Genomic DNA, 20,943 nt, shown 5'->3' with positions numbered 1-20,943 from the left:
ACGTTATAGTCTGGGGTCATATCTCGACTTCGGACTGCGCGTACTCAGGTAGGGGAGAACCGTGGCATATGTGATCACGCAGCCGTGCTGCAACGACGCGTCGTGCGTCGACGTCTGTCCGGTCAACTGCATCCATCCCACACCGGACGAGAAGCCGTTCGCGAGCACGGAAATGCTGTACATCGACCCGGACATCTGCATCGACTGCGGGGCCTGCGTCGAGGAGTGCCCGGTGGAGGCCATCTACGCGGAGAACGACCTCGACGAGGTCGACGAGCCGTACCTCGACATCAACGCGCAGTACTACACCAAGCACCCGATCGGCCCCGACTGGCCCGAGCCGCTCAAGCTGCCGCAGATCGACGCAGCCCTCGGCACGCTCCACGTCGCGGTCGTCGGGTCGGGTCCGGCCGCCTGCTACGCCGCGATGGAACTGACCGCGAAGCCCCGCGTCGAGATCGACATCTTCGACCGTCTGCCCACCCCGTACGGGCTGGTGCGCGCAGGCGTCGCCCCGGATCATCCGGGCACCAAGGGCGTCACGGACCAGTTCCGCTCTGTCGTCGGCAAGCGGACGGTGCACTGCCACTTCAACGTGAACGTGGGCACGGACGTGACCCACGAGGAACTGCTCGCGCACCACCACGCCGTCATCTACGCGGTCGGTGCGGCAGGCGACCGCGAACTGGGCATTCCCGGCGAGAATCTCGCCGGCAGCCACGCCGCCACCGAGTTCGTGGCCTGGTACAACGGGCACCCCGACTACGCCGACCGCACGTTCGACCTGTCGGGGGAGCGGGCCGTCATCGTCGGCAACGGCAACGTGGCACTCGACGTGGCCCGCATCCTCGTCACCGACCCGGAGATCCTGGCCACGACGGATCTCGCCGACCACGCCCTCGAGGCGCTGCGGGCGAGCAACATCCGTGAGGTCGTCATCCTCGGCCGCCGGGGCCCCGCCCAGGCCGCCTACACCAACCCCGAACTCCTGGCGCTCGGGCGCATGCCGAACGTGGACGTCGTCGTCGACCCGGAGGAAGCCGTGCTCGACCCGGCGAGCCGCGCATTCGTCGACGGCGACGATGCGGAGCCGTGGCAGCGCCACAAGGTGCGCCAGGTCGAGGAGTTCGCCCGGCGCACCGCCGACCCGGCCAAGAAGCGGATCGTGCTGCGCTTCCTGACCTCGCCCCTGGAAATTCTGGGCACCGACGCCGTCGAATCGGTACGCATCGCGAAGAACGAGATGGTCGCGGACGCGTCCGGCAGGCTCAGCGCAAAGCCGTCCGACGACACCTCGACGCTGCACACCGGCCTGGTGCTGCGCTCGATCGGCTACCGCGGGCAGCCGGTGGCCGGTATCCCGTTCGACGACCGGCGCGGCGTCATCCCCAACGAGAACGGCCGGGTGATCGATCCGGAGACCGGCGCACCGGTCCCCGGCGTGTACGTGGCCGGCTGGATCAAGCGCGGGCCGACGGGCGTGATCGGCACCAACAAGTACTGCTCCGCGGAGACGGTCAGGATGCTGATCGACGACTTCTCCGCCGGGCGGCTCGACGCGCCCGCCGACCGTGAGGCTCTCGACCGGCTGATCGCCGAGCGCGCGCCCGACGCGGTCGACTTCCAGGGCTGGCAGCGGATCGACAAGACCGAACGTGCCGGGGGCAGGGCGGCCGGCCGGACGCGCACCAAGTTGATCACCATCGAGAGCATGCTCGCCGCCGCCCGCGCCGAGACCTGATCGTGAGCGCTTCTTGACCACTCGGTGACACCGACCGCCCGCAGGCCGCGGAGCGGCAACGATTGCGGGCAAATTGCTCGCGGCCGGATGATGTGTGTTAATGGCAGTGCGCGATTGATAGGTCCGTCGGGGACGCGCGGTGTACACGTCGTCGAACGAGAGTGGTCATATGGGCAAGTCAGGAATCGGTTCTTCCAGGAACAAGCACTGGTCGTCACGCGTCGCTGTCGCACTGACCGGGGCCGTCGTCTCCGGAACTGCGCTGGCCGGGGCCGCACAGGCCGCGCCGCTCTTTCCCGGTGGACCGGAGATTCCGAGTCTTCCCACCCTGCCCGGTCTGCCCGGCGCGCCGCAGCTCCCGCTGCCCGAACCGGCGCCGGCGCCGGCGAACTTCTCGGCCCCGTCCCTCAACCCGGGTGCGGGCGAGGTCGTGGGTGTCGCGCAACCGGTGATCATCCGCTTCAATGAGGCCATCGGCGACCGCGCCGCCGCCGAGAAGGCCATCAAGGTCACCACCAGCCAGCCGGTCGAGGGTGGCTTCTACTGGATCAACGACAGCCAGGTGCGCTGGAAGCCCACCGAGTTCTGGCCCGCGAACACCGAGGTCACCGTGGACGCCGGCGACGCGCACTCCACGTTCACCATCGGTGACGCGTTCGTCGCGACCGCCGACGACAACACCAAGCAGATCACCGTCACCCGCAACGGCGAGGTGGTCAAGACCATGCCGACGTCGATGGGCAAGGTTGATCACGAGACGCCGAACGGCACGTACATCATCGGCGACAAGTTCCGTGACATGTACATGGACTCCTCCACGTACGGGGTCCCGGTCGACTCCGCCGAGGGCTACCGCACGTACGTCGAGTACGCCACCCGCATGTCGTACAGCGGCATCTTCGTCCACGCCGCGCCGTGGTCGGTGAACGCCCAGGGCAACACGAACGTCAGCCACGGCTGCCTCAACGTCAGCACCGAGGACGCCAAGTGGTTCTACGAGAACTCGAAGAAGGGTGACGCCGTCGTCGTGCAGAACACCGCGGGCGGCGTGCTGAACGGCTCCGACGGTCTCGGCGACTGGAACCGCTGACCCTGCTCCGACCAGTTCTTCCCGTAGCCCGCACAGTTCAATGTGCGGGCTACGGCAATTTACCGGCTATTCGTAATCGGTCGTCAGACTGCCGCAGTGAGATCGAGTCCGGAACGAACCCTGCCGTCGCCGGGAAAGCAGGGGTTCCTCGGGCGTCCGTGGCGGGACTACGCGCTGTTCGCGGCGCTGGTGGGCCCCAATCTGGTTCTGCTCGTCCTGTTCACCTACCGCCCGCTGGTCGACAACATCCGGCTGTCGTTCTTCGACTGGAACATCGCCGACCCCGCCGCCACGTTCGTCGGCCTGGGCAACTACCGCGAGTGGTGGAGCCGCCCCGACACCTGGCAGATCGTCGGCAATACCGTCGTGTTCACGACCGCGACCGTGGTGGGATCGATGGTCGCCGGTCTCGCGCTCGCCGTGCTGCTGGACCGTAAGCTGCACGGTCGCAACCTTGTTCGATCCGCGATCTTCGCGCCGTTCGTCATCTCGGGCGCCGCGATCGGGGTGGCGTTCCAGTTCGTGTTCGATCCCCGGTTCGGGCTGATCCAGGACCTCCTGCACCGCGTCGGGGTCGACTCCGTGCCCGACTTCTACCAGGATCCGCACTGGGCGCTGGTCATGGTCACGGTCACCTATATGTGGAAGAACCTCGGCTACACGTTCGTGATCTACCTTGCGGCACTGCAGGGTACGCGACGCGAACTGGCGGAGGCCGCGGAGATCGACGGGGCGAGCGGGTGGACGACGTTCCGCCGGGTCGTTCTCCCGCAGTTGCGTCCGACCACCTACTTCCTCTCGATCACGGTGATGCTGGGCTCGCTTCAGGTGTTCGACATCATCAACGTGATGACCAGGGGCGGTCCGCTCGGCACCGGCACCACCACGATGGTCTACCAGGTCTACAACGAGTCGTTCCGCAACTTCCGGGCCGGGTACGGGGCCACCGTCGCCACCATCATGTTCCTGGTCCTGCTCGGAATCACCGTCTACCAGGTGCGGATCATGGATCGCGGGGACGGCCGGTGACCGCGGGAGCCGTGCGCGAGCGGCGCAGCACGGAGGTGCCGGCGACGGCGGACGCGGCCCGCGACCACCGCCGGCGGGAAGCGCTCGTGACGGCGCTGGGCTACGCCGCGATGGTGGCCGTGCTGGTGACGGTTGCCCTGCCGCTGTACTGGATCGTGATGACGTCGTTCAAGGATCGCCCCGACATCTACACCCTTCCGGTCACGTGGTGGCCCGGTACCTTTCACCCCGAGAACTATGCGGAGGCCACCACGTCGGTGCCGTTCTGGACGTTCCTGCGCAACTCGGTGATCATCACCGGAGTGCTGTCCGCCGTGAAGTTCACACTCGGCGTCCTCAGCGCCTACGGTCTGGTGTTCCTGCGGTTCCCGGGCAAGAACGTCGTATTCCTCGGCATCATCGCCGCGTTGATGGTGCCCAACCAGATCACCGTCATCTCGAATTACGCCCTCGTCGCCGAATGGGGTTGGCGGAACAGTTTCCACGGCATCATCGTTCCGCTCGCGGGAGTTGCGTTCGGAACGTTCCTGATGCGCAACCACTTCCTGTCGATACCCACCGAGATCATCGAGGCCGCCCGGATGGACGGCGCCGGCCATGCCCGGTTGCTGTGGCGGGTGGTCCTGCCGGTGTCCGGCCCCACCATGGTGGCGTTCGCGATCATCACCGTCGTCACCGAATGGAACGAATACCTGTGGCCGTTCCTGATGGCCGACGACGCGTCCGTCGCGCCGCTGCCGATCGGGCTGACCCAGCTGCAGAACAACGACGGGCTCACCGACTGGGGTCCGGTCATGGCGGGGACGGTGCTCACGATGCTGCCGATCCTCGCGGTTTTCCTTGTGCTGCAACGGCACATGATCAAGGGCCTCACGTCGGGTGCGGTCAAGGGATAGCGGACACGAGGAGAGACATGAATCGGATGAATCGCCGGGGATTCCTCGGGCTCGCGGGCGCGGTGGCCGCCGGTGCGGCGCTCACGGCCTGCGCGGGCTCGGGTTCGGGCTCGTCGGCGGCGTCCGGGGCGGCGGGGGACCCGAACACCATCACGTTCTGGTCCAACCACCCGGGCAAGTCCCAGGACGTCGAACGTGAGCTGATCAACCGTTTCCAGGCGACACACCCCCACCTCACCGTCGACCTCGTGGACGCCGGGAAGAACTACGAGGAGGTGTCGCAGAAGTTCAACGCGGCACTGTCGGGCGGCGCACTGCCGGACGTCGTGGTGTTGTCGGACGTGTGGTGGTTCAACTACGCGCTGACCGGTGCTGTCGAACCGCTCGACGGGCTGTTCGGTGACGTGGGGGTCGACACCTCCGACTACGTCGACTCGCTGCTCGCCGACTACCTGTTCCAGGGGAAGCACTACGCCCTCCCGTACGCGCGGTCGACGCCGCTGTTCTACTACAACAAGCAGGTCTGGGCGCAGGCCGGTCTGCCCGACCGCGGTCCCGCCACCTGGCAGGAGTTCGACGAGTGGGGTCCCGAACTGCAGCGGGTGATCGGCGGCGGCAAGCTGGCCCACGGCTGGGGCGATGCCAAGAATTACCTCGGCTGGACGTTCGAGGGACCGGTCTGGACGTTCGGCGGGGCGTACTCGGACCAATGGGACCTGAAGTTCGGCGACGAGAAGACCCTCGCCGCGGGGACCTTCCTGAAGAACATGATCCACACGAAGAAATACGCGGCCGTGTCGAGCGACATCGCCAACGAGTTCGGGGCGGGCATCCTCGCGTCGACGATCGCCTCGACCGGCGACCTGTCGGGGATCACCAAGTCGGCCGCGTTCGACTTCGGCACCGCCTTCCTCCCCGCGTCGGGCGCGCCGGGCTGCCCGACCGGCGGCGCGGGTCTCGCGATTCCGGCGCGAATCTCCGACGAGCGGAAGAAGAATGCGCTCACGTTCATCGACTTCGTGACCAACCGCGAGAACACCGCGTACTTCTCGCAGAACGTCGGGTACATGCCGGTCCGTAAATCTGCGGTCGAGGACCCGGCCATGAAGGCGTACCTGGACGCGAACCCCAACGCGCGCACCGCCGTCGACCAGCTCGCGAAGACCCGATCGCAGGACTACGCCCGGGTGTTCGTGCCCGGCGGCGACCAGATCATCGGCACCGGACTCGAACAGATCGCGCTGCAGAACGCGGACGTGGCGACGACCTTCGCCGGTGTCGGGGAGCAACTCCAGCAGATCGTCGACCGCCAGATCACCCCCAAACTGCCCCAGTAGGAGGAGAAGGAACATCCATGGCCAACGTGCAGTTCGCGGGTGTCACGCACCGCTATTCCGGAGCCGACCGACCCGCGGTCGATCGGCTGGACCTCGACATCGCGGACGGCGAGTTCCTCGTTCTCGTGGGTCCGTCCGGGTGCGGTAAGTCGACGAGCCTGCGGATGCTGGCCGGCCTCGAAGCCGTCGAGGCCGGCCGCATCGAGATCGGCGGCGCCGACGTCACCGCGCTGCCGCCCCGAGCGCGGGACGTGGCCATGGTGTTCCAGAGCTACGCGCTGTACCCGAACATGACCGTCGCCGACAACATGGGGTTCGCGCTCCGCAATGCCGGCGTCGGAAAGGTGGAACGCACCGCGCGGGTGCTGGAAGCGGCGCGGATGCTCGAACTCGAACCGCTGCTCGGTCGCAAACCGGCGAAACTGTCCGGCGGGCAACGCCAACGGGTCGCGATGGGCCGCGCCATCGTGCGGCACCCCAAGGTGTTTTGCATGGACGAACCGCTGAGCAACCTCGACGCCACGCTGCGGGTGAGTACCCGCTCGCAGATCGCGGGGCTGCAGCGCAGGCTCGGCACGACCACCGTGTACGTCACCCACGACCAGGTGGAGGCCATGACGATGGGCGACCGGGTGGCGGTCATGCAGGCCGGCCGCCTCCAGCAGGTCGCCCGGCCACGAGATCTGTACGACAACCCGGTCAACACGTTCGTCGCCGGGTTCATCGGCTCCCCGGGCATGAACCTCATGGACACCCCGATCCGGGACGGTGTCGCCGAACTGGGCGAACTGCGTATTCCCGTGCCGCACTCGGCGATCGGGGACGGCTCCGTGATCGTCGGAGTGCGACCGGAGTCGTGGACGCTGGTCGGGTCGTGGCGCAAGGACTCGTACACCGTCGAGACCGACCTGCTCGAGGAACTCGGTGCCGAGTCGTTCGTGTACGCGTCCGGCACGTCCGGGAAGGTGGTGGTGCGGGTGGACCGCACCCGCACCGTCGCCGCGGGGGAGAGGTTGCACCTGCAGCCGAAGCCCGGCGAGGTGTACTTCTTCTCCGCGGCGACGGGCGACCGTCTGGGGTAGCCGCGCTACCAGATCTTGACGCGCTCGCTGGGATCCAGATACAGGGCGTCACCGGGCTGGACGTCGAACGCGTCGTGGAACGTGTCCAGGTTGCGGATCACGCCGTTGCAGCGGAACTCCGGCGGCGAGTGCGGGTCGACGGCGAGCCGGCGGAGCGCCTCCGCGTCCCGGGCCTTGGTGCGCCACACCTGCGCCCAGCCGAAGAACACCCGCTGGATCCCGGTCAGGCCGTCGAGGACCTCCGGCTCGGACCCGTCCGTCGCGATCCGGTACGCGGCGATGGCGATGGACAGGCCACCGAGGTCGCCGATGTTCTCCCCGATCGTGAACTCGCCGTTCACCGTGTGCCCGGGCAGCGCCTTTGGTTCGAACGCGTTGTACTGCTCGATCAGCGCCTTCGTGCGCTTGCCGAATTCGGTCCGGTCGTCGTCGGTCCACCAGTCGATCATGTTGCCGTCGCCGTCGTACTTGGCGCCCTGATCGTCGAAGCCGTGGCCGATCTCGTGACCGATGACGGCGCCGATCCCGCCGTAGTTGGCGGCGTCGTCGGCCGCGGCGTCGAAGAACGGCGGCTGCAGAATGGCTGCGGGGAACACGATTTCGTTCATGCCCGGGTTGTAGTAGGCGTTGACCGTCTGCGGTGTCATGAACCACTCGTCGCGGTCGACCGGGCCGCCGAGCTTCGCGAGATCGCGGTCGTACTCCGCCGCGTAGCCGCTGCGGTAGTTGCCGACCAGGTCGTCGCGGGAGATGGTGACGGCCGAGTAGTCGCGCCACTTGTCTGGGTACCCGATCTTCGGCGTGAACTTCTCCAGCTTGCGGAGCGCCGCCTGCCGGGTCTCCGGGCTCATCCAGTCCAGGTCGGAGATGTTGCGCCGGTACGCCTCCTGCAGATTCGCGACGAGTTCCTGCATGCGGGCCTTCGCGTCCGCCGGGAAGTGCCGCTCGACGTACAGCTTGCCGACAGCCTCGCCCAGCAGATCCTGCACCAGGGACACGCCGCGCTTCCAGCGCTCACGAATCTCCTCGGCGCCGGTCAGCGTCTTCCCGTAGAACGCGAAATTCTCCTCGACCAGCGCCTCGGTGAGATACGGGGCGCGGGAGCGGATGACGTTCCACGTCGCCCACGCCTTCCAATCGTCGAGGTCCTCGGACGTCCACAGCCCGGTCAGGGTGGTGAGGTAGTCGGGCTGGCGGACCACGATCTCGGCGAACTGCTCCGACGTGCCCCCGAGCGCGCCGATCCACGAAGACCAGTCCAACCCGGCAGGCAGCTGGTCGAGGGTGAGCAGGTTGTAGCTCAGCTCGGCGTCGCGACGCTTCACGACGTCCCAATGGCCTGCCGCGATCTTCGTTTCCAGATCGAACACACGCTGCGCGTCGTAGTCGACACCGGCGAGGGCGAACATCTTCGCGATGTGCTCCACGTACGCGGTGCGGATCTCCGCGTGATCGTCCTGGCGGTAATACGACTCGTCGGGCAGCCCGATGCCGGCCTGGCTGAAGTGCACGAGGTAGCGCGCGGAGTTCTTGGCGTCCGTGTCGACGTAGTGACCGACGGCGCCGCCGACCCCCGTGCGCTGCAGGCGGCCGATGACGGCGGCGAGGGCGGAGCGGTCGGCGGCCGAGGCCACGTCGGCGAGCTCCCCGGCGATCGGAGCGAGCCCCGCCGCCTCCACGACATCCGCGTCCATGAAGCTGCCGTACAGATCGCCGATGCGCTGTGCGTCGGTTCCCGGGGCCGCGCCGGAGCCCGCCGCCTCCTCGATGATGTTCTGGACGTCGACCTCGGCCTTGTCGTAGAGCGTGCGGAACGCGCCGTCGATCGCCCGGTCCGCGGGAATCTCGTAGTCGTCGATCCACTTGCCGTTCACGTGGACGAACAGGTCGTCCTGAGCGCGGGTGTCACTGTCGAGGTGGGTGAGGTCGATGCCGGAGCGCTGAGCCGTGGTCATGCGTTCCATCCTTACACCGTTCCGCGCCGACAGGTCCACCACTGCGCTCAGGGCGAAACAAAGGACCGGGGAGCGGTCAGACGTCGATGCCGAGGTTGATCGCCGCGAGGTAGCCGTCCGACTGCGTGGCGACCGTCAGCAGGCCTGCGTCGTCGTAGATGCCGTCCGTGGCGTTGGTCACGTTGTTCTCCCGTCCGGTGTGGTCGGAGTACGGCGCCGTCGCGTACACCTCGTCGAGCAGGGCCTCGTCGAAGTACAGCTGGGTGGTGAGCACCGTCTTCTTGTCGATGTGCACCTTGAGATGGATGTGCGTGGTCCGGCCGGTGTACCAGCCGGGGAAGATTGTCGTGAACTGGGCGATGCCGTTCGCGTCCGTCGTCTGAGCGCCGCGCAGGTAGGTGCCGTCGTCCGTGGTGGTGGCCTCGCTGTCGCCGACGCTGTAGGACCCGTCGGACGTCTCACCCGAACCGCCGGACATGTCGCCGCCGGGGCCGCCGGGTCCACCGGGTCCACCGGGACCTCCGGCCGGGGGCTGGCCGCCGTCGCCGGGCCCGCCTGCCGGCGGTGCTCCGGCGGGCGCGCCGTTGCCGCCGAGGTCCGCGGCCTTCGAACCCGACTCGAAGCCGGAGTACACGCCGCCCGCGTCGCAGTGCCAGATCTCCACGACGGCGTTGCTCACCACCGCGGCGGAGCCGTCCGCGGAACAGTTCGTCAGGTCCTGCAACCGCAGTGCGAGCTGCAGGTTCGTCCCCGGCCGGTCTTCGCGGATGTCGCTGCGGATGGAGTCGACGTCGAACCAGTACGGTCCCTGCGTCTCCTCGACGGCCATCACGCACTGCGGCGCCTGGTCGAGCAGGGCCGTCACCGCGTCGCCGCTCGTCGTCGTCGCACTCGACGCGGCCGCGGTCGACGTGGCCGACGCCGACGTGCCGCTGCTCCCGTTCCCGGTGCAGGCGGCGATGAGCCCACCCAGACTCACTGTCCCCCCGACCGCAAATGCGCGGCGGCGGCTGATGCGCAGTCGGCTCTTCTCGACGTCCTTGTTCACTGTGGGTACCTCTCCATGATCGGGCTGTGCCTCGATCGTGGCGCACGAACCTGCGCGTGGCGTTCCGCCCGGCTGTGAACTTGCTGGGAACTCAGCCGCCGAGGCGGGCGTGCATCTCCCAGACGAGCACCTCGGCGCCGGAGTGTGAGGAGATCTGCTGGCCACCGGAGGCGCTCAACCGGACGGCGTCGCCCTCGTACAGGGTGCCGACACCCTCCATCTCCGCGGTGCCCCGGGCGACGAACACGTGCAGGAACGGCGCTTCGGGAAGGGTCACCGGTGCGCCGGGGAAGAGTCGCGCGACGTGCAGCGCCGCGTGCTTGTTGTTGATCCGGATGGCCGAATTGTCCTTGTATTCCGGCATTCCGGACGCAACGGGCACCAGCCCGCCTTTGAGGATTTCGTCCTCGATCTCGAGTTGCTCGTAACTCGGGGCGAGCCCGGGTTCGTCGGGTACCACCCACATCTGGACGAAATGCACCGGCTCGTGGTGCTGCTCGCCGGCGAGGCGCCAGCTGTCGTTCTTCTCGGAATGCATGATGCCCTTGCCTGCGCTCATGCGTTGCGCAAGGCCGGGATAGATGATGCCGGAGTGGCCGATCGAGTCCTGGTGGACGAGCGAGCCGCGCAGCACCCAGGTGACGATCTCCATGTCCTTGTGTGGATGGGTGTCGAATCCCTGACCGGGGAGCACCGTGTCGTCGTTGTTGACGAGGAGCAGTCCGTGGTGCGTGTTGTCGGGGTCGTAGTGCTGGCCGAAGGAGAACGAGTGCTTCGAATCCAACCAGGAAATCTTGGTTTTCAGCCGATCGCCGGCGCGATGAACGTAGACGTGAGGTGTGGTGACTGCTGGCATATCGGTCCTCCTTCGGGTGGTACCCGGTCCAGAGTACGAGGTGCCGGCTGCGGGTACTCGCGAGACGGTGTCGATTGTGCATCGAATTCATCGCCTGCTCGTCGCGGTGGAGGTGCCCGAGTCGATCCCGAAATGATGTTGCGCAGTGCGGTATTGGAGGATCGACGCTCCGTAAGGTGCTGTTCGGCAACGGGTTTCGCCGACGGCCGGAAAGTATGAAAGACGGCCGTCCAGTTTGTACCACCACGAATGCCCGCTTCTGCCGGGCCCGCGGCGTACAGTTCGAATTGTGCGTCCAGGAGTCGCAGGATTCCGGCACGTCGCACCCGGCGGAAGGAGCGTGATGAAGGCGAATCCGGATCGACACGATCAGCTCCCCGAACACCAGCGGATCGCAGACCTCGTCGACGACATGGAAGACCGGCTCGCGGCCGAACGCGAGGCGAAGGGAATCGCGGGCAACGCGTCCGAGCGCGAGCAGGCGGAGCAGGTCGAGCCCGACGACCAGGCGCCCGAGTAGTAGTGGTGGTGCGCCTCCGGCACCTGTGAGTACTTATTAACCGCCCGGGGGATGTTGCGGAATTGAGTGACGGTGGTGTGGCTGTGTTCGGCGCGTTGGGCGGGTGCCGGTGCGGGCGGGGGTGGCCCCGCCTGGTCAGGTGGTGGCCGGGAGGGTGTTTCCTGCGGTCAGGTGGGTGAGGATCTTGCCGATGTTGTGGACCGCGGCGTGGAAGGCCCATTCGCTGCGGGCCCGGTCGAGGCCGCGGCTGGTGAACCGGCGGAATCCGAGGTTGTGTTTGGCGTGCCCGAACACGGTTTCGGCGATGGGTGAGCGTTGGCGGTAGGTGGCGATGCCGGCCTCGGTGCGCAGTCGGTGGGTCATCGCTGCGATCGGATCGGCTTGTGGTGGTGGGGATCCGGTGACCGGGTTCTCGGCCGCCGCGGTTTCGAGGTCACGGGCTTTGCCGGTGGCGATCAACCGGTCCGGGCCTGGGGCGGTCAGATTCTCGCGGGAGCAGTAGCCGGCGTCGAAGAGCATCACCCCGATCAACTCCTCCGGAGCCGGAGCCGGAGCGGGGGCGGGGTTCGGGTTGGTGTGGCGGCGGGTGGTGTCGATCAGCTGCGCGGCCTTACCGGCCTTGTCGACCATCTCGGGGAAGTAGTCGTAGTCGGCGGGGCCGGTCCCGACCCCGGTGGCCAGGATCACCCCGTCCACGCTGGTGAAGGCCTGGCAGTTGTAGCCCTGCAGCCAGCCGCCGCCGCGTAGCGGCTGCAGCCGCGAGTCGGGGTCGGTGGTGTTGCGGCGACGCTGCCCGGCGGTGGCATCGCGTGCGGCCTGCTTGCGCAGGGCGGTGTCGAGTTCGGTGCGCCGCCGCCGGACCAGGTGGTGCTCGGCGACCGGTTTCGGGACGAACCCGCCCCGGGCCCCGGACGCGGTGCGCTCCTCGAATCGGTCGAGCACCGCCTGCTGGGCGGTGACCGCCTGGGCCAGTCGCCGCTCGGCGGCGGCGACCTCGGCCCCGACCGGGACCCGGCCCATCACCGTCTGGCCGGCGTCGAGCCGGGCCAGGTAGTGCCGTGACTTCCCGTCCCGCTCGGCCTGCTCGGCCCGCTTGTCCGCGTCGAGCTGCGCCAACGCCTCCGCGATCCGCGCCGACCGGGTGCCCGGATCGGCCAACTCCGCCGGCACCTGGCCCGGGCCCGGATCGTCCTCGCCGTAGAGGTCGTCCTCGGCATCATCGGTGGCCGCGTGCGCCGCCGCGGCGGCCGCGGCGATCCGCGCGGCCTCGGCGGCGGCGGCCTTGCGGAGCCCGGCCTCGGTGCGGTTGGCGTCCTTCGAGGCGTTCGAGGCGATCTTCACCCCGTCCAACGCGATCGTTTCGAGCCGCCCCAACCCCAGCGACGCCGCCAGGATCAGGACCTGCGTGAACAGGTCCTGACAGGCGGTGTGGTTGTCCTTGCGGAACCGGGAGATCGTCACGTGGTCGGGGGTGTCGCCGGCGCAGATCACCCGGTAGGACACCACCTCGGTGCAGGCCCGCTCGATCTGCCGGGAGGACCGCATCCCCCGTGACCACGCCCAGATCAGCAGGGTCACCAGCATGTCCGGGTCGTACCCGGCCCGGCCGGCGCCCCCGGTGCGACGAGAAGCGTGGAACGCCGAGGTGTCGAGGTGCTCGTCGACGATCTCGATCACCGTCCACACCGGATGCGTGGGCGGCACCCACTCCCGCATGTCCGGCGGCAACAGGAACTGCTGATCACGATTCACCGGTCGATATCCCTTGGCCACCAACACATTATCCAGAAAACCCCAGGTCAGACCATGGTGACACGCGGACACCCCGACCCGGAATTTTGCAACAGCCCCCCCGACGTTAACAAGTACTCACAGGTGGTCTACTCGAAGAAGCGGTACACGGCCTCGACGACTACCGCGGGTCGCTCGCTGCCCTCGAGTTCGATCTGCCCCGCGACCGTCACCTGGACGCCGCCCTTGGGCAGCTGTTCGACGGACTGCAGCGTCGCGCTGAGCCGGACGCGTCCTTCGGCGGGCACGGGGCTGGTGAACCGGACCTTGTTCAGCCCGTAGTTGACGGCCATGGTGACGCTGTCGACGGTCAGGATCTCGTCCCACATGGGGATGATCAGCGACAACGTGAGGTACCCGTGGGCGATGGGTCCGCCGAACGGGCTCTCGGCCCGGGCGCGTTCGGGGTCGACGTGGATCCATTGGTGGTCGTCGGTGGCATCGGCGAACGTGTCGATTCGCTGCTGCGGGATGTCGATCCACGAGCTGGTGCCCAGCGACGTGCCCTCGAGTGCGGCGAGGTCTGCGAGGGTGGCGACCCGGGTGGTGGTGGCGGCGGTGGTGCTCATGTCAGGGCTCCTAGTCTTTGATACCGAGAACACGCAGGGCGTTCTGCTTGAAGATCAGCGGTGCGACCTCCGGTTTGATGTCGAGGTTCTCGAAGTCCTTGATCCAGCGGTCGACCTGGATGACGGGGAAGTCGGACCCGAACAGCACCTTGCCGCGGAGCATGCTGTTGGCGGCCTTGACCAGCTGCGGCGGGAAGTATTTCGGCGACCATCCGGACAGGTCGATGTAGACGTTGGCCTTGTGGGTGGCGATGGAGATCTGCGCGTCGACCCACGGGACGGCGGGGTGGGCCATGATCACGGTGAGGTCGGGGAAGTCGGCGGCGACGTCGTCGAGGAGCATCGGGTCGGAGTAGCGCAGTTTGATGCCGTGTCCGCCGGGCAGTCCGGCGCCGATGCCGGTCTGGCCGGTGTGGAAGAGGGCGGGGACCCCGGCCTCGGTGATGGCGTCGTAGAGCGGGTAGAACCGGCGGTCGTTCGGCTCGAATCCCTGCATGCTGGGGTGGAATTTGAAGCCCTTGACGCCGAAGTCGTCGACGAGGTGGTGGACGCGGCGGACGGCGGCCTTGCCTTGCCAGGGGTCGACGGAGCCGAACGGGATGAGGACGTCGTTGTGGCGGGCGGCGCCCTCGGCGATCTCCTCGACGGAGTTCGCGGCGTGTCCGCTGGCGGAAGCCGCGTCGACCGTGAACACGACCGCCGCCATGTTGCGGGCCCGGTAGTGGTCGGCGATCGCGTCGATGGACGGGGTGCGTTCCTCGCCGGACTTGAAGTATTTCTCGGACGCGGCCATCAGTTCGTCGTCGAGGGACCGGTGTCCGCAGCCATCGATCTCGACGTGGGTGTGGATGTCGATGGCGTCGATCGTGTCGAAGTCGATGCCGTACTCGTAGCGGCTCACTTGGCCATCAACTCCTCGGGGAATTCCTCGCCGACGGACTGCACGGACTCGCCGAACGTGGCCGTCCACTGTGCGGCGATGTCGTCGGCCGACCAGCCACCGTCGTGGTACTCGACCGCGGTGAGTTCGGGGTGCGACCACAGTGCGAGCCGGTCGCCACCGACGGCGAACGCCTGTCCGGTGATCTCGGCTGCCGCGTCGGAGGCGAGGAACGAGATGATGCCCGCGGCGTCGTCGGGGCTGCCCATGCCCACCTCGCGGCGGATGATGTCGGGCAGCGGTTCGCCGTTCTTCATGCTCTCGATGTAGGGGGCGAGGAACGGGACGGTCTCGGTCATCGCGGTCGCGGCGACCGGGCAGACGGCGTTGGCGGTGATGCCGGCGCGCTGCAGTTCGAGCGCCCAGGTGCGGACCATGCCGACGATGCCGGACTTGGCGCCGGAGTAGTTGGTCTGCCCGAAGTTGCCGCGCTGGCCGGCGGGGGAGCCGATGCAGATGATGCGGCCGCCGTCGCCCTGCTCGCGGAACTTCAGGACGGCCTCGCGGACGCACGTGAAGGTGCCGCGCAGGTGCACGCCCACCACGGCGTCGAAGTCGTCGTCGGTCATCTTCCACAGCACCTTGTCGCGGAGGATGCCGGCGTTGGTGACCATGACGTCGAGGCGTCCGAACGCGTCGACCGCCCCGGCGACCAGCTTCTGGGCGGTGTCGGTGCTGCCGACCGGGGCGACGACGGCGACGGCTCGGCCACCCGCCGCGGTGATCTCGGCGACGGCGGCGTCGGCGGTGGCCTGGTTGACGTCGTTGATCACGACCGCGGCGCCGTGCCGCACCAGGTCCTTGGCGTAGGCGAGCCCGAGGCCCTGTCCGCTGCCGGTGACGACGGTGACTTTGTCGGTGAGGTCCATGTCGTGATTCTCCTAAGGTCGTGTTCGCTGAATCACACGTAATCATTGATGATTGAGAAAGTCAATCATTAAGATCTGCTACTCTAGCGACACTCATCGGAAGGGGGTCGTCGCATGGCAGAGGCGCAGGCGTTATCGGACGACATCGGGTTCCTGCTCTCGCGCGTCGGCGGAATGGTGCTGGGCTCGGTGAACAAGGCTCTCGTTCCCACGGGGCTGCGGGTGCGGTCCTATTCGGTCCTGGTGCTCGCGTGCGAACAGGCCGAGGGCGTCAACCAGCGCGGAGTGGCCGCCACCATGGGCCTCGACCCCAGCCAGATCGTGGGGCTCGTCGACGAACTCGAGGAACGCGGACTCGTCGTGCGCACCCTCGACCCCTCCGACCGCCGCAACAAACTGATCGCCGCGACCGACGAGGGCAGGCGGCTCCGCGACGATGCCAAGGCCCGCGTCGACGCCGCCCACGGACGCTATTTCGAGGGCATCCCCGAATCGGTCGTGAATCAGATGCGGGATACATTGCAGAGCATCGCCTTTCCCGCACATCCCGAGTAGGGCACGATGACCGACCTGCTCGCCCCGGCCCCGCCCGGCCTGTCGTTCCTCGCCACGTTTGTCGTGCAGGTCGCCGATCCGGTGGAGATCGGATCCACACCCGAAGGCACCCGCCGCATCATCCCCATAGTCGGGGGACGCGTCGAGGGCCCCGAACTCCGCGGCACCGTGTTGCCGGTCGGGGCGGACTTCCAGGTGCTCAGCTCGCCCACGCTCACCGAACTCGAGGCCAAGTACGCGATCGAGACCGACGACGGCGACCGGATCTACGTCACCAACTTCGGCCTTCGCTCGGGCACCCCGGAAGACATCGCCCGGCTGGTCGCGGGTGAGCCCGTGCCGCCCGAGCGTGTCTACTTCCGCTGCACGCCGCGGCTCGCCGCCGCCGAGGGCCGGTGGTCGTGGCTGCGCTCGCGGATCCTCGTCGGCACCGGCGAACGACTGCCCGGCGAGGTCCGTCTCACGGTGTTCGTGGTGGACTGACCTGCCGTGGAAATCCGCTGGATGAAGTCGTTCGTGGCGGTCGCCGAGGAACTCAACTACGGCCGGGCCGCCGAGGTGCTGCACATTGCGCAACCGGCGGTGAGCCAGCAGGTGCAGCAACTCGAGAAGCGTCTCGGTGTGAAACTGTTCGACCGCACCACGCGCTCGGTCCGGCTCACCGCGGCGGGCGAGCGATTCCTGCAACCGTGCAAGGACGCCCTCGCCGGCATCGACCGCGCCGTCGATGCCGCGGTGATCGCGGATCCGAAGGTCGAGGGCCGCGTCCGGGTCGGCTTCAGCGGGGCCTACGGGCAGACCGAATTGTCCTCTCTGGCAAGGTCGGTGCGCCGACGGTATCCCCTGATCGACCTCGTCCTCGAGGGGGCGACGGTGAGCGGGCAGATCCTCGACGAGATCTGGGAGGGGCAACTGGACCTCGGGATCGTGTCGGACGCGGTCTCGCACCCCCACGTGCTCACGCGGCAGATCTCGGTGGAGTACCTCAGTGCGCTGCTCCCGAGCGATCACCCACTCGCCGAACGGGAGTCGATCGATCTCGCGGAACTGCGCGAGGAGGCGTTCGTCGCGAATCCCGCCGCCACCGGATCCACGCTCCGCCGGGATCTGCTCGCCGCGTGCCGGGATGCCGGGTTCACCCCGAACATCGTGCAGGAGACCACCGACGGCATCGTCCTGACCGCCCTCGTCGCGGCGGGGGTCGGCGTCGCGCTCGTGCCCGGTGACGTGCAGACGTATCCCAACCGGGTGGTGCTGATCCCCCTCGACGCCGGTCGATTCGAAGTCCGGGCGGCGCTGGCCTGGTCGGACCGTCCCGTGTCGCCCGTCGTGCAGACGGTTCTCGACCTCGCCGCCGAGGTGCTGCCGACGCCGGGCGCCGTCTCCGACGAGTAATAAAGATCGGTTATCAATCACTGCCGATACTGCTCTTGGACGGTGATCGGTTTCTTTGGCAGAGTCTCCCTCGGCGGCAACGGATGTGACCTGGACAACTTCCGATCCCCGGTGTCGCCCCCACCTCGAGGCCTCTCCGAACTCCCGGAAGCCCTTCACTTTCAGGTAGGAACCACATGACTTCCACATTCGACGGCCGCGTCGCACGCGCCGACACGAGCGCCCGGTCGCCCCACGCGCGCCGGGCCGCCCTGGCCTCCTTCGTGGGCAGCACACTCGAGTACTACGACTTCTTCATCTACGCCTCCTTCTCCGCGCTCGCGTTCAACACCCTGTTCTTCCCGGATCTCGGTTCGTTCTGGGGGACCATCGTGTCGATGGCGACCATCGGGATCGGGTACGTCGTCCGGCCGCTCGCGGCCCTCGTCTTCGGGCACTTCGGGGACACGCTCGGACGCAAGCGGATGCTGGTGGTGACGCTCGTGATGATGGGCGTGGCCACGTCCCTCATCGGTTGCCTACCCACCTACGGGGCGATCGGCGTCGCGGCGCCGATCCTGCTGGTCCTGCTCCGGGCCGTCCAGGGCGCGTCGGCGGCCGGCGAGTCGGCGGGAGCGGCGTCCCTGGCCCTCGAACACGCACCCGCAGGCCGCCGCGCGCTCGCGGCGAGCTGGGTGAACACCGGTGCGGCCGCCGGCATGCTGCTGGCATCGCTGGTGGTCCTCGTGTTCTCCGGACTGCCCGAGGACGCCTTCCTCGACTGGGGATGGCGTATCCCGTTCCTGCTCAGCATGTTCGTCGCACTCGCCGGCCTCGTGATCCGCCGGATGCTGCCCGAGAGCGAGGTGTTCGAGGAGGCCGTGTCCACCGACGGGCCGACGGAGATGCCGGCGAAGGTGATCTTCCGCGACCACTGGCCGAGCGTGCTGCGGGTCGTGGGCTGCGGACTGTTCGCGGTGGTGTCCACCATCTTCAGCGCCTTCGCCCTCGCGTGGGGCACCCACGAGGCCGGTGTGTCCCGGACCGTCATGGTGGGAGCCACCGTCCTCACCGCCGCGCTCGCCCTCGTCGCGCAACCCGCCGCCGGGATCCTCGCCGACCGGATCGGCCGCAAACCGGTCTTCATCACCGGCAACCTCGTCTGCGCAGTCTCCATCTCCGGGTTCTTCTGGGCGATCAGCCAGCGTTCGACCGTCCTGATCCTGATCACCGCGTGCATCGTGATGGTGGTCGGCTACTCGCTCGTCAATGCCATCGGCCCCGCCCTGTACGCCGAGATGTTCGAGACGCGCATCCGGTACTCGGGCATGGCGATCTCCGGACAGCTGGCCCTGGTGGCCACCGGATTCGCCCCCACCATCGCCGCGACCCTCGTCCGGCCAGGACCGGACGGCTGGATACCGGTGGCCGCGTTCACCGCGGGCTGCTGCCTGGTCAGCGCGCTCACCACCCTCACGGTCCGCGAAACCTACCGGACCAGCACCACCGACCTCGGCAAATGACCCACCTCCCGTCGAAAGCGACCGAACCTGTGAAACACGATGTACTGATCGAGAACGATGTCGAGGCGACGATGCGGGACGGCGTCGTCCTGCGCTCGACCGTCTACCGCCCGAATATCAGCGGCAGCTTCCCGGTGCTGCTCACCCGCACCCCGTACGGCCGCGACCTGTCCGTCAACTCCGGCTACCTCAACCCCACCACGGTCGCGGCCGGCGGATTCGTGGTGATCATGCAGGACGTCCGCGGCCGGTTCGGCTCCGACGGTGAGTTCGTGCCGTCCGAGAACGAAGGCCCGGACGGCTACGACACCGTGCAGTGGGCCGCCGAACTGCCGTACTCGACCGGAGCCGTCGGCATGTGGGGAAGGTCGTACTTCGCCGAAACGCAGTGGCGCGCAGCCCAGGAGAAGCCACCCGCCCTGCGCGGCATCGCCCCGGGAATCTCGGCAGGCGGCAACGCGCGGTCCGGCGGGCTCGTGCGCGGGGGCGCGGTCGAATTCGGCGCCCGGCTCGGATGGGGGCACCTGTCGGCAGGGCCGGCCGAGATCGCGAAACTGTCCCGCACGGATCCGGCACGCGCAGAACGCGAATGGGCGTCGTGGGCGCGGATCGATCGGGCGATGTCCGAGGACGCGTACTTCGACGCCCTGCCCCTGCGCGACCTGGCTGCCGATGCCCCCGCGTTCTTCGCGTCGCCGATCGTCGAATCGCTCGGATTCCCGATCGACCACCCCAGCCGCGACCTGTGGGACAGCGCCGGCGACCGGGCCGTCGACCTCCCCACGCTGCACATCGGCGGCTGGTACGACATCTTCGTCAACAGCACCCTCGACCAGTACTTCGGCCAACTCGCCCACAGCGATTCCGGTGCGGCTCCCGCGCCGTACCTGATTCTGGGTCCGTGGAGTCACACCAACTTCTCCGGGCTGGGTGGGTCGGTGGTGTTCGGCAGTCCTGCCAACCAGGCGGTGCTCGACTCGGGTCAGGACCTGTCGTCGGTGCACGCGCAGTGGTACGCGGCGGTGCTTGGCGACGAGGAACCCGACCTGCCGCGGGTCCGGATATTCGTGATGGGGGAGAACCGGTGGCGGACGTACGACCGCTTCCCGGAGCCCACCCGCACCGCGGACCTGTTCCTCGCTCCCGGTGGAACCCTCGCCGCGGAAGCAGAGCAGATGGAAGGTCGCGTCGACTACGACTACGACCCGGCGGATCCGGTACCGACGGTCGGTGGGGCGACGATGATGCCGGGAACGTTCGCACCCGGCGCACTGGAACAGAGCCGGGTCGAATCCCGCGACGACGTCCTCGTGTTCACCGGCGAGGTCCTCACCGAGCCGTTGACCGTGATCGGCCGGGTGTCCGCGACACTGTTCGCGTCGTCGAGTGCCGTCGACACCGACTTCGTCGTCAGGCTGTGCCGCGTCACGACGGACGGGACGTCGATCACCCTCACCGACGGCATCGTGCGGGCCCGCTACCGCGACTCCTACCGAACCCCTGGGGCGTACACGTCCGCCGAGCAGAGCCTGCTCGAGCCCGGGGAGGTGTACGAGTACGCGATCGACCTGTGGTCCACGGCCGTCACGTTCCAGCCCGGTGAGCGGATCCGCGTCCAGGTGACGTCCAGCAACCATCCGCGGTGGGACCGCAACCTCAACACCGGCGAATCCGCCTACGAATCAGCGGAATTCGTGGTCGCCCACCAGCGCGTGCACACCGGGGCACGGTACCCCAGCAGGGTGTCGCTGCCGGTCGTGCGCTGACG

Annotated in this window: 19 protein-coding genes; 12 read left to right on the top strand and 7 right to left on the bottom strand. The window is 68.0% G+C overall.

Annotated elements, in window-relative coordinates:
- Positions 1-61 precede the first annotated feature (61 nt).
- From BLV94_RS19240 to BLV94_RS19215, 6 genes are all read left to right on the top strand, one after another.
- Complete coding sequence (locus BLV94_RS19240; RefSeq protein ID WP_072950407.1) at positions 62-1,741, top strand: FAD-dependent oxidoreductase; 1,680 nt, start codon at positions 62-64, stop codon at positions 1,739-1,741.
- Positions 1,742-1,910: 169 nt separating this feature from the next.
- A complete protein-coding gene (locus tag BLV94_RS19235; protein ID WP_072950408.1) occupies positions 1,911-2,831 on the top strand; it encodes a L,D-transpeptidase in 921 nt (306 codons plus the stop codon).
- A gap of 75 nt (positions 2,832-2,906) precedes the next feature.
- Positions 2,907-3,860 (top strand): carbohydrate ABC transporter permease, encoded by a 954-nt coding sequence (locus tag BLV94_RS19230; RefSeq protein WP_371851617.1) that lies wholly within the window; start codon positions 2,907-2,909, stop codon positions 3,858-3,860.
- Positions 3,857-4,756 carry a carbohydrate ABC transporter permease gene (locus tag BLV94_RS19225; RefSeq protein WP_072950410.1) on the top strand — a complete coding sequence of 300 codons (900 nt, stop codon included), beginning with the start codon at positions 3,857-3,859 and terminating at the stop codon, positions 4,754-4,756. Before BLV94_RS19230 ends, BLV94_RS19225 begins: the two co-directional genes overlap by 4 nt.
- Positions 4,757-4,773: 17 nt before the next feature.
- The gene (locus tag BLV94_RS19220; protein ID WP_072950411.1) at positions 4,774-6,093 is read left to right on the top strand and encodes an ABC transporter substrate-binding protein; all 1,320 of its coding nucleotides are present in this window, start codon (positions 4,774-4,776) and stop codon (positions 6,091-6,093) included.
- 17 nt (positions 6,094-6,110) lie between these two features.
- Complete coding sequence (locus BLV94_RS19215) at positions 6,111-7,175, top strand: ABC transporter ATP-binding protein (protein ID WP_072950412.1); 1,065 nt, start codon at positions 6,111-6,113, stop codon at positions 7,173-7,175.
- A gap of 5 nt (positions 7,176-7,180) precedes the next feature.
- Here the strand turns inward: BLV94_RS19215 and BLV94_RS19210 are convergent, their stop codons facing one another.
- The 3 genes from BLV94_RS19210 to BLV94_RS19200 form a co-directional block, all read right to left on the bottom strand.
- Positions 7,181-9,130, bottom strand: a complete 1,950-nt coding sequence (locus tag BLV94_RS19210) for a M13 family metallopeptidase (RefSeq protein ID WP_072950417.1) — start codon at positions 9,128-9,130, stop codon at positions 7,181-7,183.
- A gap of 76 nt (positions 9,131-9,206) precedes the next feature.
- Positions 9,207-10,178: an intradiol ring-cleavage dioxygenase gene (locus BLV94_RS50020; protein WP_072950413.1), complete on the bottom strand. Its 972-nt coding sequence runs from the start codon at positions 10,176-10,178 to the stop codon at positions 9,207-9,209.
- Between the two features lie 91 nt (positions 10,179-10,269).
- Positions 10,270-11,034, bottom strand: a complete 765-nt coding sequence (locus BLV94_RS19200) for a pirin family protein (protein ID WP_072950414.1) — start codon at positions 11,032-11,034, stop codon at positions 10,270-10,272.
- Positions 11,035-11,377: 343 nt separating this feature from the next.
- On the opposite strand from BLV94_RS19200, the gene BLV94_RS49610 reads away from it, so the two are divergent.
- Positions 11,378-11,554: a hypothetical protein gene (locus BLV94_RS49610; RefSeq protein WP_167372172.1), complete on the top strand. Its 177-nt coding sequence runs from the start codon at positions 11,378-11,380 to the stop codon at positions 11,552-11,554.
- A gap of 135 nt (positions 11,555-11,689) precedes the next feature.
- Here BLV94_RS49610 and BLV94_RS19195 read toward each other — a convergent pair whose 3' ends face one another.
- The 4 genes from BLV94_RS19195 to couN all read right to left on the bottom strand — a co-directional run bounded on the left by BLV94_RS19195 (position 11,690) and on the right by couN (position 15,723).
- Complete coding sequence (locus BLV94_RS19195; RefSeq protein ID WP_425272503.1) at positions 11,690-13,333, bottom strand: transposase; 1,644 nt, start codon at positions 13,331-13,333, stop codon at positions 11,690-11,692.
- Positions 13,334-13,434: 101 nt separating this feature from the next.
- Positions 13,435-13,914, bottom strand: a complete 480-nt coding sequence (gene couM, locus BLV94_RS19190; protein WP_072947590.1) for a p-hydroxycinnamoyl-CoA hydratase — start codon at positions 13,912-13,914, stop codon at positions 13,435-13,437.
- A gap of 10 nt (positions 13,915-13,924) precedes the next feature.
- Positions 13,925-14,815, bottom strand: a complete 891-nt coding sequence (gene couO / locus BLV94_RS19185; RefSeq protein ID WP_072947587.1) for a 4-hydroxyphenyl-beta-ketoacyl-CoA hydrolase — start codon at positions 14,813-14,815, stop codon at positions 13,925-13,927.
- Positions 14,812-15,723 carry a 4-hydroxyphenyl-beta-hydroxyacyl-CoA dehydrogenase gene (couN, locus tag BLV94_RS19180; RefSeq protein ID WP_072947585.1) on the bottom strand — a complete coding sequence of 304 codons (912 nt, stop codon included), beginning with the start codon at positions 15,721-15,723 and terminating at the stop codon, positions 14,812-14,814. The genes couO and couN overlap by 4 nt, the downstream gene beginning before the upstream one ends.
- Positions 15,724-15,837: 114 nt before the next feature.
- Here couN and couR point away from each other — a divergent pair, with 114 nt between their 5' ends.
- The 5 genes from couR (at position 15,838) to BLV94_RS19155 (ending at position 20,941) form a co-directional block, all read left to right on the top strand.
- Positions 15,838-16,278: a MarR family transcriptional repressor CouR gene (gene couR, locus BLV94_RS19175; protein WP_072947582.1), complete on the top strand. Its 441-nt coding sequence runs from the start codon at positions 15,838-15,840 to the stop codon at positions 16,276-16,278.
- 6 nt (positions 16,279-16,284) lie between these two features.
- Positions 16,285-16,761 carry a DUF3237 domain-containing protein gene (locus BLV94_RS19170; RefSeq protein WP_072947580.1) on the top strand — a complete coding sequence of 159 codons (477 nt, stop codon included), beginning with the start codon at positions 16,285-16,287 and terminating at the stop codon, positions 16,759-16,761.
- 6 nt (positions 16,762-16,767) lie between these two features.
- Positions 16,768-17,673, top strand: a complete 906-nt coding sequence (locus BLV94_RS19165; RefSeq protein ID WP_072947578.1) for a LysR family transcriptional regulator — start codon at positions 16,768-16,770, stop codon at positions 17,671-17,673.
- A 176-nt stretch (positions 17,674-17,849) separates the two neighbouring features.
- Positions 17,850-19,175: an MFS transporter gene (locus BLV94_RS19160; RefSeq protein WP_072947575.1), complete on the top strand. Its 1,326-nt coding sequence runs from the start codon at positions 17,850-17,852 to the stop codon at positions 19,173-19,175.
- Positions 19,172-20,941, top strand: coding sequence for a CocE/NonD family hydrolase (locus tag BLV94_RS19155; RefSeq protein ID WP_072947573.1), 1,770 nt, complete (start codon positions 19,172-19,174; stop codon positions 20,939-20,941). Before BLV94_RS19160 ends, BLV94_RS19155 begins: the two co-directional genes overlap by 4 nt.
- Positions 20,942-20,943 lie beyond the last annotated feature (2 nt).

Source organism: Rhodococcus koreensis, assembly GCF_900105905.1.
GTDB classification, from domain to species: domain Bacteria; phylum Actinomycetota; class Actinomycetes; order Mycobacteriales; family Mycobacteriaceae; genus Rhodococcus_F; species Rhodococcus_F koreensis.
This window is presented reverse-complemented; position numbering and strand designations above follow the sequence as displayed.